Annotated in this window: 15 protein-coding genes and 1 pseudogene; 8 read left to right on the plus strand and 8 right to left on the minus strand. The window is 40.8% G+C overall.

Features of this window, described 5'->3' with window-relative positions; genetic code table 11:
- Window positions 1–2,029, minus strand: a 2,029-nt coding sequence (locus E3E24_RS13100) for an ATP-dependent helicase (protein ID WP_167916102.1), incomplete at its 3' end; no start/stop codon positions are given.
- Window positions 2,026–4,986, minus strand: a complete 2,961-nt coding sequence (locus E3E24_RS12325) for a hypothetical protein (protein ID WP_167916103.1) — start codon at window positions 4,984–4,986, stop codon at window positions 2,026–2,028. The genes E3E24_RS12325 and E3E24_RS13100, both read right to left, overlap by 4 nt.
- A 102-nt stretch (window positions 4,987–5,088) precedes the next feature.
- Between E3E24_RS12325 and E3E24_RS12330 the strand changes: the two genes are divergently transcribed.
- On the plus strand, window positions 5,089–5,514 hold the full coding sequence (locus tag E3E24_RS12330) for a hypothetical protein (protein WP_167886554.1): 426 nt from the start codon (window positions 5,089–5,091) through the stop codon (window positions 5,512–5,514).
- Between the two features lie 140 nt (window positions 5,515–5,654).
- Here E3E24_RS12330 and E3E24_RS12335 read toward each other — a convergent pair whose 3' ends face one another.
- The 3 genes from E3E24_RS12335 to E3E24_RS12345 form a co-directional block, all read right to left on the minus strand.
- Window positions 5,655–5,954 (minus strand): hypothetical protein, encoded by a 300-nt coding sequence (locus E3E24_RS12335; RefSeq protein WP_167916104.1) that lies wholly within the window; start codon window positions 5,952–5,954, stop codon window positions 5,655–5,657.
- Window positions 5,955–6,224: 270 nt separating this feature from the next.
- A complete protein-coding gene (locus tag E3E24_RS12340) occupies window positions 6,225–6,698 on the minus strand; it encodes a hypothetical protein (RefSeq protein WP_167916105.1) in 474 nt (157 codons plus the stop codon).
- Entirely contained in the window at window positions 6,685–6,996 is a 312-nt protein-coding gene (locus E3E24_RS12345) for a hypothetical protein (protein WP_167916106.1), read from the minus strand. The genes E3E24_RS12340 and E3E24_RS12345 overlap by 14 nt, the downstream gene beginning before the upstream one ends.
- A 375-nt stretch (window positions 6,997–7,371) precedes the next feature.
- Between E3E24_RS12345 and E3E24_RS12350 the strand changes: the two genes are divergently transcribed.
- From E3E24_RS12350 to E3E24_RS12360, 3 genes are read left to right on the plus strand one after another with little or no spacing between them, the layout of a single operon-like run.
- A complete protein-coding gene (locus E3E24_RS12350) occupies window positions 7,372–7,707 on the plus strand; it encodes a hypothetical protein (RefSeq protein WP_167886558.1) in 336 nt (111 codons plus the stop codon).
- Between the two features lie 4 nt (window positions 7,708–7,711).
- Window positions 7,712–8,290, plus strand: a complete 579-nt coding sequence (locus E3E24_RS12355) for a nucleotidyltransferase domain-containing protein (protein ID WP_240912187.1) — start codon at window positions 7,712–7,714, stop codon at window positions 8,288–8,290.
- Window positions 8,291–8,301: 11 nt separating this feature from the next.
- The gene (locus E3E24_RS12360; RefSeq protein WP_206205353.1) at window positions 8,302–9,198 is read left to right on the plus strand and encodes an HNH endonuclease; all 897 of its coding nucleotides are present in this window, start codon (window positions 8,302–8,304) and stop codon (window positions 9,196–9,198) included.
- A gap of 99 nt (window positions 9,199–9,297) precedes the next feature.
- Here E3E24_RS12360 and E3E24_RS12365 read toward each other — a convergent pair whose 3' ends face one another.
- Window positions 9,298–9,870, minus strand: a complete 573-nt coding sequence (locus tag E3E24_RS12365; RefSeq protein ID WP_167886561.1) for a hypothetical protein — start codon at window positions 9,868–9,870, stop codon at window positions 9,298–9,300.
- Window positions 9,871–10,014: 144 nt separating this feature from the next.
- On the opposite strand from E3E24_RS12365, the gene E3E24_RS12370 reads away from it, so the two are divergent.
- From E3E24_RS12370 to E3E24_RS12385, 4 genes are all read left to right on the plus strand, one after another.
- Window positions 10,015–10,500 carry a hypothetical protein gene (locus tag E3E24_RS12370; RefSeq protein WP_167886562.1) on the plus strand — a complete coding sequence of 162 codons (486 nt, stop codon included), beginning with the start codon at window positions 10,015–10,017 and terminating at the stop codon, window positions 10,498–10,500.
- 257 nt (window positions 10,501–10,757) lie between these two features.
- Window positions 10,758–11,222: a hypothetical protein gene (locus tag E3E24_RS12375; RefSeq protein WP_167886563.1), complete on the plus strand. Its 465-nt coding sequence runs from the start codon at window positions 10,758–10,760 to the stop codon at window positions 11,220–11,222.
- A 45-nt stretch (window positions 11,223–11,267) separates the two neighbouring features.
- Entirely contained in the window at window positions 11,268–12,806 is a 1,539-nt protein-coding gene (locus tag E3E24_RS12380; RefSeq protein ID WP_167886564.1) for a CGP-CTERM sorting domain-containing protein, read from the plus strand.
- A 1-nt stretch (window position 12,807) separates the two neighbouring features.
- Complete coding sequence (locus E3E24_RS12385; RefSeq protein WP_167886565.1) at window positions 12,808–13,602, plus strand: 4-phosphopantoate--beta-alanine ligase; 795 nt, start codon at window positions 12,808–12,810, stop codon at window positions 13,600–13,602.
- 1 nt (window position 13,603) lies between these two features.
- Here E3E24_RS12385 and E3E24_RS12390 read toward each other — a convergent pair whose 3' ends face one another.
- Window positions 13,604–14,335 carry a helix-turn-helix domain-containing protein gene (locus tag E3E24_RS12390; RefSeq protein ID WP_167886566.1) on the minus strand — a complete coding sequence of 244 codons (732 nt, stop codon included), beginning with the start codon at window positions 14,333–14,335 and terminating at the stop codon, window positions 13,604–13,606.
- Window positions 14,336–14,432: 97 nt separating this feature from the next.
- Window positions 14,433–14,799 (minus strand): annotated as a pseudogene (gene bpsA, locus E3E24_RS12395) (N(4)-bis(aminopropyl)spermidine synthase); the annotation flags it as partial.

Consider the following 14,799-nt stretch of genomic DNA (forward strand, 5'->3'; position numbering starts at 1 on the left):
CCTCTTGTTGTGTCAGTTGGAGCTGATGAACCTTAAACTCCACGGCATCTAGAAAGCTTCCATCCAAAACCTTGACTATAACTAGTTCTTCTTTTGCCCTGGTCATTCCAACGTAATACACCCGCTTCTCCTCATGTATCCTTTCGTTATTTCCAAAAATCCTTGTTAACCTTCCTAACTTCACAAAATCAATCAAAATCACCAAATCAGCCTCGGAGCCCTTACTAGAATGCATGGTATCCACGAAAAGCCTGTCCGTGTTCTCCAAAATTACAATCTTCTTATTAAGGATTAAGCGCAGTAGCTCGGCTGCCTCTTTCCCTTCCATTCTTGCAACTTGAGTCAGGTCTATGAACTCATGCGGATTTTCTAAGAAGTCTTTAAGTAGCGGAGCAATGTTCTTAGGGCCAATTACACTAACAAGCCTTTTGGCATTTTGCTTTTCAATGTTCAGCTTGATTGCTGCGAAGAACAGTTCAGAGTAAGCGAAGTTCGCGGAGTGATTTACAATTGCACTGAGGATGAGGTCCAACACGTGCTCCCTATTCTCATCCTTTTTCTCATCACCCAGAGATTTTAAGAGTGGTGCAAAAACAGTGTACTTCAGGAAGTGCCTTGCCTCGTCCAGGTCAACATACGTTTTTGCATCATTCTCATCATAATGTTCTATCTTATCAGCAGTTTCCAAGATTCCCTCAACTCTCTCCCACAGGCTTTTCACGTTCTTAATCTTTCTTACTGCAATCCCTCTTTCATAAAACTCTTTTTCAAGTTCTCTAGCAACCTCATTAGTCCTAGCGAGCACGAAGACAGTTTTACCCTCATGTAAAGCCTTTAACACCTTGGAAAGAATTTTATCGACGATTTCCTCTACATCGTATTCGGCAACCGTTATTTCAGTAACTTTACCAACACTCTGTCTTGGGTTGAAGGAGTAGTGAATTCCATACTCCTCCAAGAGTTTTAACTGCTCTGGAATTAGCCTTAAGCTTGTTGTCTGTACTAAGATTGGAAGTCTGTAACTCTCGTCAAGCACGTGCTTTTCAGCGTCCTTGATGAACTCCAAGAACTCTTTTACGTCAGCAGCTTGAAAACTGTAAATCGCTTGTAAGGGATCCCCTGCAACAATTACAAGCTCTATGTCGCTGTTTTCGATTAACTGTCGTATGATAGCCCACTGAAGCTTGCTCAGGTCCTGAGCCTCATCAATAATCAACACTTTGGTGCCCTTGAACTTTTCACTATCCTTCAGGGTGTAGTTTTCAAGAAAAACCCGAGCTAGAGTGCTTGGATAATCAATAACCTTCTTCTCCAGCTTCCACATTTCATATTCTCTAATTAGAAAAGCCAATTTGACCATGTCGTTTCTTTCAAGTTCTCCAACAGCTTGTAAAAACTCCAGCTCCCTCTGGAGAACTTCTATAAGCTTCTCCACGTCGACAGCATCACCTACAGCCCTAACACGCTCTTTTGCCCACTCAGTAATGTTGTTAACAGCATAAGTATAAGCCGTCTCAAAAATGTTTCCCAGCAACTGCTCGTCCCCATGTGGGTCGTATCCAATCCTCTTTTCTTCAGCAAAGCGCTTGAATGGGTTGAATTTCCCAAATCGATTTCTTGTAGCGTTTATCATGTCCCTTTCTAGGCTGAAATAGAGTTTTTCATATTCTGTTTTCGCTTGTTGGAGTTTAAGCTCGTTCCCCTCGACTAGAAGAGCCCACACAAGGCTATGCATTGTACGAATTCTTTCGGCCCAACCACGCCTTTTCTGCCTTAATTCGTACGAATAATCCCCCGTAATTCTCCTGATTGCCTCCAGCTGGGCGCTCGTGGTAAAAGTCAAGAACAGCAGTTCATCCCTCGAGTATTTGCCAAGAAGCTCTCCGTTGTCCCTGAGAATCTTTTCAGCCCTTTTTCTGTCTTCTTCAGTCAAGTTAGTGTTTGTGAGATACTTGATGATGCTGATTAGATGCGTGGTCTTCCCGGTGCCGGGAGGGCCTATGATAGCGATTTTCCTGAGAGCGTTCACGCTCTCACCCCCTTGAGAAAAATAGTGCTATCTTGAACCTCAACCTCGCCAGAATCGACCAGCTCTTGGACTACTTTATCGACGAGCTCTTCATGATAGCCCAGCATTGCTAAGAGCTCGTTAATGCTAATTCTGCCATTTTTGTAAAGTTCTTCTCTGATCTTTTGAATTGCAACTTCGATTAGTTTTCTTGAGAGAAAATTCTCCTCAATTTCTGCAGGTGGTTCCTCAAGCAAGTCTTCCAAGTCTACGCCAGTCTCGCGCAAGTAGAATTCTCTAACCTTCTCATAATCAAACAAATACACTACAATCTTGCTTCCTTCGCTAGTAGTTTCCGTCGTGGCAACGTCTTTTATGAATAATTTGTTGTCCTTAAGAAATGCCTTAAGCTTCTTGAGCTTGCTTGCACTTTTGTCCACGGCTTCCTTAAGAATCCTAGCAGGAATTACCAGAACCTTCTTCTCGCCCCTTTCTAGGACATTTAGAGCGTCTGGAATTCTTATCTTGTCACCTGCACGGATTTTGGGGTAGATATCAAGCAAGTTTATGAATGCGGCCTTCAGCTCTTTAAGCTCATTCTCCTCTTTCGTTTCTGCTTTAGCCCAAAGGTCAGCCAGCCACCTTTTAATCGCCTTGTAGGTATGATAATAGTAATTCTTAACAACCATATCTAGAAGATTCGAATATCTCAATTGCACATCCAAGTCATCCACGTTTAAGAGCTCGGCGAGAATCTGTATTATGTCGTCTTTGCTCAAGTACAGCTTCTTACCAACCGCTTCGACAAATTTAGTGTTCAAGCTGGCGAAGTTATCAATGAAATCAGTATCCTTGACCTCAAAAAGCCCAACAGCCTCCTTCATGTCGTTTTTAATCGGTACTGCCGTAACGTCCCCTCGTCCAATCTTCAAGGTTAACCGCTCGCTGATTTTGTTTACCAAAGTTATCAACAGGGTTATTTTCGTGCTGTCAGCAATCTTAACCTCCTTCAGCTTCACAACGCTAACAACAGCCCGTTCCTCAAGTTCTTTATAATACTCGCCTAAAACCTGCTGGATTTTCCTTAGAACCTCCTTTTTCATCTCATAATCCTTAATCTTAGGCAAAGAAAGTATTGCTTTGATCACAAACCTGTGAGCATCTTCTATATGGCTCGGTTTGGCTTCTACGACCCCTTGAACAATCTGATCCGTGTTTAAGAGGTTCAGCTCTGCCAACGCTAGCTCAGCCTTGCTGGGCCGTCCTTTCTTCTTTTCTCCCCTCTCCACGCCTTCATGAACCCTAACCTCACCCTTCCCAGTTCTAATGTACTTCTTAGCGTACTTCCTTGCCATTCTGACTTCAAGAGAAATCTCCCTTAGCGTTTTAATGATAAAGTCCTTGACAAGCTCTGCAGACCTCTCAAAATCCTCGCGCTTGAGCTTCTCCAATTCTTCAGCAGTAAAGCCAAAAACTTCCTTCTTGCCCGCTCCAAAGATTTTCTCAAAATCCTCATCGTCGACAATCCTCAGATAACCAATTACTTTATCAACAATGTCTGACCAGAGTTTCAAATCCCTCAAGCGCTCTTCGAGTGGTTTGTTCTCCTCAACGAAGTCGTCAGGAATCTTAAAGAAGAAGGACTTCCAGCCAACTTTTTTCTTTGAATTCTCCAACTCGTTAGGTTCTTCAAGCTTACACTTAAAGAAAGTTTCAATTGTGTGGCAGACTGCGTTAATCCTGTTGTCTTCAGGGTCTTCATCGAGTCCAAAAACTTCTCTTTCGATGTATAAAACCCTATCAAATATTCTAATTATTGTCTCAATACCCACGCCCCTTGTTAAGAAGAATACAGGCATTTTCAGGAAGAATTCGTTCTTCTTGTCTTCCCAAATAAACTTAAGCAAATGCTTCACAATTACTTCGATAATCTCCTTGTCCTCGATTTCAAAGAAATCACTTAGATTAACTTTCTCAAGGAGTTCTCTAATGTTGTGTTTTTTCAGATACTCTTCCCAAACATCCTTGTAATGTAGCTCTCCACTAACTTCAATCTTTGCTGACGCTACCCTCTTCTTGCTCTTTTTAGCCCTTTTTCTGCTCTGAAGCATTTTCTCAAGCTCATCAACCTTAATATAATTATCCTCATCAAAATAAATGACATCAACGTCTAGAATGTTCTCGGGCAAGAATTCCACTCTTCCGGCCTCTTTATCTTCTCGAAAAGCAAGCTTTGCATTCACAGTGAAAGGTAGCCTAGAAACTCTTGATGGGTTCTTTACTTTGCTATCAAGAACGCTCTCTGCAAACGCTGGATCATTAAAGGCTCTTGCAAGTAAATCAACCAAATAGTCTCTTATAAAGCCAAAATACTCTTCATACTTCTTCTGATCTTCTAAAACTTGGTCGAACTTGAAGTACAGGTGAATTCCAAAACCACTGTCCACGGCCAGAAAGGGCTTAAAGCCCAAATCCTCCTCGATCTTGTCAATCAGTCTTAACCCAGATTCTTTCTTGAATTCAGCAGCAGTCTCCCTGTTTTCTAAAAGCCACTCCTTCGAGAGCACAACTCGCTTACCGGCTAACTCAACTTCTTTGAAAGGTGGATTCTCCTTGAACAGGTCAAGGTCAGTAAAGAGCACTTTGAAGTTCTCCACGTCTTCATCTACTGAAGAGTAAGTATTTCGCTGCTTCTTTCTCTCCTTCTGCTTCTCTAAAACTTCCTTTTTCCTAGCGTGTACACCAAAGTAAATCCCATGCCAAGTTGCTTCTCCGTTTCTGATTTTCTTTTCCCACTCGTTAGCTTTCTTTACGAGTTTTTCAAACTCATCTGGGAATAAGAAATACTCTGACTGGGGCTTTGATGATTTTACGTGCTTAAACTTCCTTGAGATGACCCTAAGTTCTATAACATCTCCGGGAGTGTAAAAGTTCTCGAGGATTACCTTAAGCTCGCCCTTCTTCTCGCCAGTTATCACCCCTCCCACCCATTACTCTCAATGTGAGTAACTGATATTTAAACATAACTCTCTAGTTAAAACTATATTACCCTTCTCGATGGTATAAATGAGGTGATGGTGATGGTGGTGGTCATACCGTTGAAGATACCCAATTTTCCAAATGAGGGTGCAATCGAGATTACAGAACTGCTAGTTTCGAGGAAGTTGCAGCCTTTGGCAATAGCCCTCCGCAGGTATCTAGAAAAGAAGCGAGAATTAAGCCTGCTTGATTTGATAGAGCTTGCCGTGAATTTGAGTGGTGATAAGGAGCTTGAGGAGGAATTCAAGCGGCTCATAGAAGAGGGCGCAGAAACTAAAGACATCATTAAGAGGTTAACCATAAAGTCCGCGGAAAACGGCTCTAATTTTCACGAAAAATGGCTGGAAGTGAAGAAAGTTGTGCAGAGATTTGCAGAGGTTCAGTTAGTTGCAGTAAATGATTCAGGCATTCTCTATACACCAGAACGGGCACAAAAACTGTTCATGCTGATGGCAGAACTTGTCTAAGGATTTTTTTCTCTTTTTTGATTTAAATAACGTCTTGAATCCTGACTAGATGTTGTCTAGGAGTATTTCTTCTCAGGGAATAAGACGAATATGAAGATCCTCAACAAGTTTCTTGCACCTAAAAAAAGCTTTTGAATGTTTTATAGGCGCGAGAGAATTTTGACAACTTCTTTGTGATAATCGGGGACTGTAGGTAGATTGATAAAGATTTTTTTGTTGTTTTCTAGAATTTTTTGAGCAACCATGGGGGGATTTGATATAAGGAGTTTTATATAGGTTGGGTCTGGATCGTCAAAATCAATAAGTCCTGCTTCAGTTGGCTGTTTGGGATTGCCTATGTGATAATCGGCAGCTTCTCGTATACTTCTGTATATTTGTAACGTTTCTTGAACATCTGAGGCGCAGTCGGCGAGATCTTCAAGTCCATGATTAGTAAGCATGATGTCTAGTTTTTCATAGAATCTTATTAGTTTACTGTGGTAGCTCAAAATAGCGGCAGAATCTAACCTTTTTCGTTGGAGGGACATGGCAATGTTTATGTCATTTTGAAGGTGGTTAATAAGATTCTCTCTTGTTGTATGATAGAGGAAATAATATACTCTGTTTGCTATAGTGCGCCATTGGATTTCTGAGCTAAGTGTGGGTGGATTATTATGGTGTAGGTGTGTACAAATGTTCCAAAATTCTATGGGGTTCATCGTCACCCCCTATTAGGGTGCGGGAAGAATAGTAACTAACCTAGCGAGTTGTCTATCAACTTTTCTTAGTTCTCGGTGAATTTTTAATAACTCTTCATATGGATTATCACCGTGAAGTTCTACCTGCACTATGATTTCTTGTTCTCCATCTTCAGGACTTGTGTGGAGTGTTATGTTTCTTATCGCGTATTCTTTGAGATTCTCTTTGAAAATTTGTTGAAGGCGTTGTTTTATCTCGTCATATCTTTTCTCAATGGGGAGAAATACTCTTTTTTTATCTTTTTTATCCTCTTGTTGTAAGGTAATCAGCACATCTCTCTGGAAAAAGTTTTTGTATATGTCCGCGAAGTTTACTTTGATTGGGTAAGATATTACTGGTTTTTGAGATAGTGAAGAACCAGAGGGATATTTTAGTGGGGAGTGGGGTATTTGGCCTCTTTCTTCAATGAGAACTTGATCCCATCTGTGAGGGTCATATCTTTTCATTTTCCTCACCTTGTTCTTGTTTGGATTTGTAAAGCTGTAATATCCTATCAAGGTCGTTGAGTAGTTTTTTCGCTGTTGCTGGGGTCATTATGAGCCTTGCCACTGAGACAAAGTATCCTTGATATTGGGCATTGCCATCTTTAACAACTAAGGATATTTTTGGTTTTAAGAATTCGATTACTATTGAATCATCATTTAGGACATTTATTGTTGCAGCAGTCACATGGGTTTCCACAAATTTTTCATCTTGAGGAATTACAATGAGTTGTTCTTTTTGGATTTGACTTTCTTCACTCATAAAACTCTCCCATATGAGGGTTGGATAAGGTCTTATAAAACTTTTGCGCAAGTATCTTAAGATAATGTTAGGATAAGCTGACATCACCTCTCGAAGCCATTCAGTCACATCACTAGGTGGACAATCGAGCAGGCTTAAGTTCCTAGCATTACTTCAGAAAAAGAAGAGGGAAGATAAGAACTGAAACCATATTAAACTGGGTAGTTTCAGTCTTAAAATCCTTTTGCAGGAACAAAACCCCAGTAGAAAAGAAAAACCCGGACCACACTGTTAGGATTAGGGTTTCTATTGTCACTTTCAATATAGTGTTGGTCATGAGAACAAAAAGGATTTTATATTTCTTTGTTGTTCTCATGACCGAAGGGAGGCGATAATATGCCGATAAATTTAGACGATTTGAGGGCTAATATTAAGGAATACATTGAATCGGGAGAAGATGACTTCAAAAAAGGGAGATATAATTCAGCCATCATCATGTATTTCAAGGCTATGGTTGGAATTTGTGATTACGTCATTAAGAGGGACTTAGGACTTGAGCCAAAGAGCCATGCGGAAAGATTTGCAGTTTTAAGGCTCCATTACAGAGATTTATATCGCATTGTAAATAAATATTTTGACTTTTATAGGGACGCCTATGAAAGAAGAATAACAAAAGGAGAAGCGAGGGAGATTAGAAATGCAGTTCTCCAGCTTACCGATAGAATTAAGTGAGCTCATGGAAGTAGCCAAGAGGTTCAAGAGACGGCACAAGAAGGTTTTTGATGTGATCCTCTATGGATCCACAACACTTGGGAAGGAGAAGCCTAACGATTTTGACTTTATGGTTATTACCAGAAAAGCCAACGATGGAGAACGCTTTGATTTGGCCTTTGAGTTTAGGGAAATGCTATTAGACTTAGGCTTTCTCCATGAGAAGTTGGATGTTAAGGCTATCAACCTGGAAAGCCTTTGGGATCCAAATTATTTGGCTACTCCGGGAATCATCATTAGCGGCTTTTCTCTAATCAGGGGAAAGCCGGTTCATGAGCTTATGAATGGGGAGGGTTATAGTCTCTTTAACATAAGTGTGCAGAGGCTGAACAGGACCCAGAGGAAGAAGTTCAACTACGCCCTTAAAGGGAGAAGTGGTAAAGAGGGCGTTCTCAAAGAGCTTGGAGGAATATTCTTGGCTCCTTGGGTGGTTTTAGTTCCCATAGAAAATACCTATAGGTTCAGGGAGTTCCTAGACTATTGGGAGGTAGAGTATGAGGTTTATCTAATGTATGGAATAAAGAGTATGGTCAAAAGGTTATAAATTAGCTTTAGGTGGTAGAAATGAGCCAGAAAAATAACAAAGGTGTTCCAACTCATTTGCGAAAAAAAGTCTTGGAGATGTACAATTATTCTTGTGCGAAGTGCGGGTATGCGTATCTTGAGATACACCATAAGGATAGGAATCCTGCTAATAATTCTCTTGATAACTTAGTTCCTCTTTGTAAGGAGTGCCACTACTATGAGCACCTTGGAATGAAGTGGCCAGATGTTAGACTTAGACTGTTAGAAAAGCTACCCTCATATGATGAAAAGCTGAAAGAAAGAGTGAGATGGAAATTAGAATATGAATTAGATAAGGAGATAAATGAACTCGTGAGCAAAATTGTTAATGAAATCATAAACAGGATCCATATTCCCGGTTCACAGCTGGCTATGCTGAATGACGAAATCGAGAAGATAGTCATGAAAGAAATTAGTAAAACAGTAAAGGATGTCAGTGAGGAGCTTGACATAATGGCCAGCAGGCTTGTAAATGAAATCTCTCGTCCCTCCAAAGTAAAATCCATCAGAGTTAGGATAGAGTGTGACGTGTTCTATGATGATAACACTAATACTAAGAAGGAGATAACAGAAACGTTTGATTTTCAAGAAGTCTTTCAGACAGAAAACGAATCTGTAAGGGGGAGGAAAGTAAGAAGCCTCATTAGGGGAATATTGAAGGAAATGCTAGAAGATCTTAGGGAAGTGTTGAAGATGGAAGATCTGATGAAAGAGGGAATAAAAATTGCGATAACAGAGGAGGAGATAAAGAGAATCATTAGATGGGAATTAAAAAGCGAAATTAGGAGCAGAATACGGAGAGAGGCACATGAGAGGATTGAGAATCTTTTGAATGAAATAGAGAAAGAATTGCAAGAGGAGCGTGAAAGGATAGTATCTAACCAATAGTTTCCACCTGTGAATTTGTATATTGTCACGATATAGGAGAAATCAAAACTAAGCCTTGGCTATTCTTCAGTTCAAAAAGATAAAAGAAGAAGGAGAGATTCACGGGGTGTCGAGTTCTTTGATTGCTGCCAGTAGTGCTCTTCTGTTCTTGCCAGCTTTTTTGATTTTGTCCCCAAGCTCTTCTGCTCCTCTGATCCATTCTTCATTGTGTGATACTCTCATTATCGCTCTCTTTAAGATATCAAATGCCCCAACTACAGGAACCTTTATCTCGTCGTCCTTGTGCTTATTGAAGATTTCTAGGAATTTCTCAAGCCTCTTGAGTGTTTCCACATCTCCCTTCTTCTCTAGCAAGTGCTTGAGCTCCTCAAATTTTTCCTCAACCATGTAGTACATGTAAATATGATATAACTCACATGGCGGTACTGGTCGGTTCAAGTAAAACACTTCCAGGACTTCTGAGTCTATCTCTTCAAGCTTTTTCTGGAAAATTGCTTCTATGGCTTGTTTTAGTGCTTCAAGTCTGTCCTGCACTTCAAGATAGTAAACTGAGAGCATAGCGTCTTTTATTGCTTTGGTAAATGCCATCTGGAGTTCCTCGAGCGTGGTCGGGATTATAATGTTCTCTCCCTCAATCGCGAGGAGGATCTGAGGGTTCCTCACGCACTCCACATGGCACCACCTCGCTGGGTACTCATGCAAAACTGGTATATAAACACTTCGGTCGATGAGGAGTAACGCATACTTTATATGGCACATTGTATGTTAAATAAAATTTTTAAATATCTAGCTTGTATATTTTTATGGTGATAGTATATGGAAAAAGGAGAAAGCAAAGTTGTTAGGTTAACAGATGATGCATACAAGGCTCTTGGTAGATTACGAGGGAAAATTAGGAGGTATGGGGAAAGCTACTCATATTCGGATATAGTGCTTGCTGCAGCTCTTCTCCTTGACAATGCTATTGAACGCCACATTGCGAATGTTAGAGACTTGGCGACTATTGCAAAAGTTTTGCGCCTTCAGAAGTTGAGGGGGGAACTACCAAGGGATTTTGATATTTTTGAAGAACTCAAAAAGCGCTTTCCTAACAGCATTGAATATTTCACAACCCCACCTAGCGAGATAGTTTCATCAATCATTGAGCAACTCGTCGATGATGGTTATCCAGATGCAGCAGCATCAATATTATTTGCTCACAAAGAAGAACTTTCCCCAGAAAAATTCGCACAGCTAAGTGCAAAAATACTCGAAGCACAGGTGCAAATGAAGAAGCAAGTAAAAGAACAACCCAGAGAGTAACCGATGACAACCGAGTAAGTCTCATGAGATTGGTTTGCTCGAAAAAACAAAAGATTATTAAGTCTCTCTACTAAGTACCTCACAGAGCTGGGATGAAAGGTGGGTTGTAACCGATGACAACATCTCCGAGGAAAACGGTCTGCTTGGAAAATAAAGCCTAAAGAGGGGAGTTTGATGCGGGTAACCGATGATGAGTGTCATCCCAGCCGAGCCTCAAAGAGCCATGACGACGTTTTATCCCCACCTGAGGTGATCAAATGTTTGGATTTCTGAAAAGAAAGAAAAAGGAAAAATTTGGGCCTTTGATCTATCTAAGTGAGCCTACTATAATTTATCACACCCAGACAGAGAAGGTTATCCTTGAAATTCTCGAAGAAAAGCTTGGCTCAAATAATGTTATTCTTCCCTCAAACTATGGGCTTAAAGGGACAAGCCACATGATAAAAGATGCAGAACTTTTTGTTGCGGTTGCAATAATCGGCAAGTTTACCTCTTTGGTTGTAAATGAAATTAATATTGCTCAAGAGCTTGGGAAGAAAATCTACACGCTCAACATTGCAAGAAAAGGAGACGAGGTTGAATACATTTTTACGGAAGGAATACCTGAAGACATTGAATGGTTAACCCCTGAAGAGACAAACCAGCTCTATGAAGACTTTAGAGGGGAAGAATTCTCTGGTTTTATGAAATTTTTCTTTGGTGATAGAAGGAGAGAGTGGTAGCAAAACTCTATTAAATCTTGGACTCAACTATTTTTGGTGATATTCATGAAGCGAGTTGTTGTGTTGTTTGTTGCATTAGTTCTGTTGCCACTCTCATTGGCTCAAGAGATACACTACTTAACCTGGGGCGGGTCTGCTTATGACATTGGTACGGCTTTTATCCCCTATGGAGACAGCGTTTTTATGATAGGCTCAAGCAACAGCTTTGGAGAAAACAGAGTTGGCTTCATTGTAAAGATGACAGGAGGGAATCTTGACTTCCAGAAAATAATAGAAGGTTCTGATGATATCTGGATCAAGGGCGCAGTGCTTTGGAAAGATAACATTTACTTAGTTGGACAGATTGGCTCGACAGCGTTTGATACTTTAGATGCCTTTATAGCGAAATTTGATGTGGATGGGAATTTAGAATATTTCAAAACATTTGGCAGAAGCTTCAACGATGAGGCAAATGACATTGCATTTGATGATGAGTATCTGTATGTAGTTGGTTACACAAAGCCAACTGGAAAGACTAAAGAGGGATTCGTTGCAAAGCTGACGGCTGATGGGAATATCGTTTGGTTTGTTCAGTTCGGAACTGGAAATACAGAGGCAAAAGCTGTTGCAGTTTCTTCAGAGGCTGTATATGTTGCTGGCATTGACAACAATGATATATTCGTTGCAAAATTCAGCAAGGATGGAGAGATGGAGTGGGCTAAGATATGGGTAACTGATGGGAGAGAGGATGTAAACGATGCAGTTTTCGATGATGTTTTATATGTAAGCGGCTCAACGGGTGAGAGCTTGGCTTTTGGAGATGGATTTTTGCTTAGAATAGCCCCAGATGGTTCCTTAATAAGTGGCATGAACTTTGGACTTGGGTATCAAGATGATATAACCACGATAATCCCAAACGGTACTGAGCTGATACTGCTTGGCAATACGGGGAATTTTGAAGCGAGGAATATGGATACATTCATTGCAAAGTTCACCCGAGAGGGGGAATTGATATGGTTTGGAAAGTTCATTGGCTCTGGCTCTGATCTCATAATCAGCGCAATTATGAAAGAGTCTGTTCTCTATGTTGCGGGCTACACCGAGAGTCCTTCTTGGGATTTTGTAATTCCAAATGTGTCAGATGTTACCAAAAAGACCCTTTATGGGACACTTAAAATCTCATGGAGCAATTATAAACCAAGGACAAGCAAAGTTGCTCTTGCTTCACAGTCCCGCTCTGTTAGATTGCTTCCCGTTAAAGGAACACTTAATGCACCTCAAGCTGGTGATGCATGGTTCTTTACTTTTGGATCCAAACCAAAAAAAGAAACACCAACCCCTACACCTATCACAACCACCACAACGAAGACCACAACCACACCAACAAAAACGACCACTACACCCTCGACTACAACAACTACAACTGTTATCACAAAGACAGAAACTGAAACAACTACTACACCAACGACCACAACATCTTCAACTCCAACTACGACAACATCATCTTCTACAACAACCACAACATCTGAAAAAGGTGGAATATGTGGGCCGGCTTCATTTCTGGTGCTCTTTGTAGGAGCACTACTGATGAAAAGGAGGCGATGAGATGGCTGAATTCAAAGTACCTAAATCTCATCCCAGATATTGGAGCCTTTACTATCGGCACAAGCTTGAAGAAGCTTTGGAAAAAGGAATTTTGGCAACAGCTGGACTAATAGCCCACGGTAGAGGGGAGGCTTTTGACTATCTTATTGGTGAAAAAACCATTGAACCAGCAGAAAAAGCCATGAAGGCAGCGGTTGCGAAGCTTTTACTAGCCGAGTATCCAGTTCTCTCTGTAAATGGCAATGTTGCAGCATTAGTTCCTAAAGAAACTATTGAATTAGCAAAAGTCCTCAATGCAAAGATTGAGATAAACCTCTTCTACCGCACAGAAGAGAGGGTTGAAGCGATAGCAGAAGCATTAAGAGAAATTGACCCAGATGTTGAGCTTTTGGGCATAAATCCAACCAAGAGAATTCCAAATCTTGAAAGCGAGAGAGGAAAAGTTGATGAGAAGGGCATATGGAAAGCTGACGTTGTTGTTGTACCATTGGAGGATGGTGACAGAACTGAGGCATTGGTTGCAATGGACAAGTTTGTCATCACGATTGACCTAAATCCCCTTTCGAGGAGCGCCAGAATGGCAGATATCACAATCGTGGACAACATAATAAGAGCGTATCCGAGAATGATTGAAATTGCAAAAGAGCTGAAGAAAAAACCAGAAGAAGAGCTTAAAGCGATTGTAGACAATTACGACAACGGAAAAATCCTCAGTGAAGTTCTGCTTCATATGAAGAACAGATTAGAAAGGCTGGCTAACCAAAACATATGGAGAATGAAGGAGCTACCTTTCTGATTCAGAGTTCTTTTTCTCTTTTTTCTACGAGTTTTCTTAGGTTCATTATCAGCTCACTTTCACTTTCCACTTTTGAGACTACTAATGGAACTCTCTCCTTCTCAGCTATTTTAACTGCCAACTCATCAAGCTTTTTAACGCCATGTAGCACTACAACGGCTGGCTTTAGTCCTTGGACTCTGATAGCAATCATGGGACTCCTTCCAGTTGTCACCTTTGTGAAAACTAAGGCTCTCTCTGTTGTCCAGCCATATAGCTTAAGGAATTCCTCGCTGCTCATTTCGAGGATTGCCTGAATGCTGTCCACAACAGTGTATCCATAAATCCGTCTATCAAGTAAGTCAATGTTGGCAGCAATTTCTCCTTTAACAGCATCAACTATGTCTTTTACAGTCACAGGGAGAGCGAATTCCCTAATGTCAAGAATGGCACTAGTTGGAAACTCACTTCCAAGTGTTTTGCTGAAAGCTTTGATTACGTTTCCTCCTCTTTTTTCGTCAATTTCAAGTAAAGCCTCAACGAACTTTCTTATTGTCGAAGCGCCGGGGCTTTTTCTTCTACCGCCCTCATAATCGCTAATAACTGAAGAAGAAACTCCTAAATACTCAGCTAACTCTGTCTGGCTAATTCCAAAAATCTCCCTCCACTTGCGCATGGTTTTTCCGGGGTCTGAAGAAAGTGTAATCTCCCCTGCAATTCTCTTAGCCAAAGCTTCCTTTTCCTTCTCAAGCATGATATATTTTTCTCCTTTTGTGATTATAAATGTTTCGGCAATTGCCTAAGAAGAGTCGGATATAGAATGAGGCAAATAAAAGGCAAAAATGGAAAGTTCAAGTAGTTGAAGCTTCCTCGTCGTTGTAAATGTCTTCATCCTTGATTTCCTCTTCGTAGCCCTTTGAGCCTTCAAGAGTCTGAATTCTGAACATATAGCTCTTGTACCAGTTGTATGTAGGTTTAACCTTCATTGGCAATAGCTTCCAAGCCCTTGTCTCCTCTTCATAGCCCCAGTTTACGTATTCATTGAAGTTTCTGATTATGTCAGTTATGACAACGCTGAACTCATTCAAAAGAAGCTTTTGGATGTCTCTCCACTTGTCAAGGGAGCTCTCTCTTCTCGTTATTCCAAAGTAGCCGGCACAGCCTGGGCCTTTGAGCGTAGCGATACCGCGGCCAACGAAAGCTCTTATAGCATCAACT

It is taken from the genome of Thermococcus sp. LS2, assembly GCF_012027375.1.
In the GTDB taxonomy this organism is placed as follows: domain Archaea; phylum Methanobacteriota_B; class Thermococci; order Thermococcales; family Thermococcaceae; genus Thermococcus_B.

Excerpts from the sequence above, each read along its gene's own strand:
- E3E24_RS12330 (WP_167886554.1), top strand. The coding sequence starts at position 5,089 with ATGGTGGTGGTCATACCGTTGAAGATACCCAATTTTCCAAATGAGGGT.
- E3E24_RS12335 (WP_167916104.1), bottom strand. The coding sequence starts at position 5,954 with ATGCTTACTAATCATGGACTTGAAGATCTCGCCGACTGCGCCTCAGAT.
- E3E24_RS12340 (WP_167916105.1), bottom strand. The coding sequence starts at position 6,698 with ATGAAAAGATATGACCCTCACAGATGGGATCAAGTTCTCATTGAAGAA.
- E3E24_RS12345 (WP_167916106.1), bottom strand. The coding sequence starts at position 6,996 with ATGAGTGAAGAAAGTCAAATCCAAAAAGAACAACTCATTGTAATTCCT.
- E3E24_RS12350 (WP_167886558.1), top strand. The coding sequence starts at position 7,372 with ATGCCGATAAATTTAGACGATTTGAGGGCTAATATTAAGGAATACATT.
- E3E24_RS12355 (WP_240912187.1), top strand. The coding sequence starts at position 7,712 with ATGGAAGTAGCCAAGAGGTTCAAGAGACGGCACAAGAAGGTTTTTGAT.
- E3E24_RS12370 (WP_167886562.1), top strand. The coding sequence starts at position 10,015 with ATGGAAAAAGGAGAAAGCAAAGTTGTTAGGTTAACAGATGATGCATAC.
- E3E24_RS12375 (WP_167886563.1), top strand. The coding sequence starts at position 10,758 with ATGTTTGGATTTCTGAAAAGAAAGAAAAAGGAAAAATTTGGGCCTTTG.
- E3E24_RS12380 (WP_167886564.1), top strand. The coding sequence starts at position 11,268 with ATGAAGCGAGTTGTTGTGTTGTTTGTTGCATTAGTTCTGTTGCCACTC.
- E3E24_RS12385 (WP_167886565.1), top strand. The coding sequence starts at position 12,808 with ATGGCTGAATTCAAAGTACCTAAATCTCATCCCAGATATTGGAGCCTT.
- E3E24_RS12390 (WP_167886566.1), bottom strand. The coding sequence starts at position 14,335 with ATGCTTGAGAAGGAAAAGGAAGCTTTGGCTAAGAGAATTGCAGGGGAG.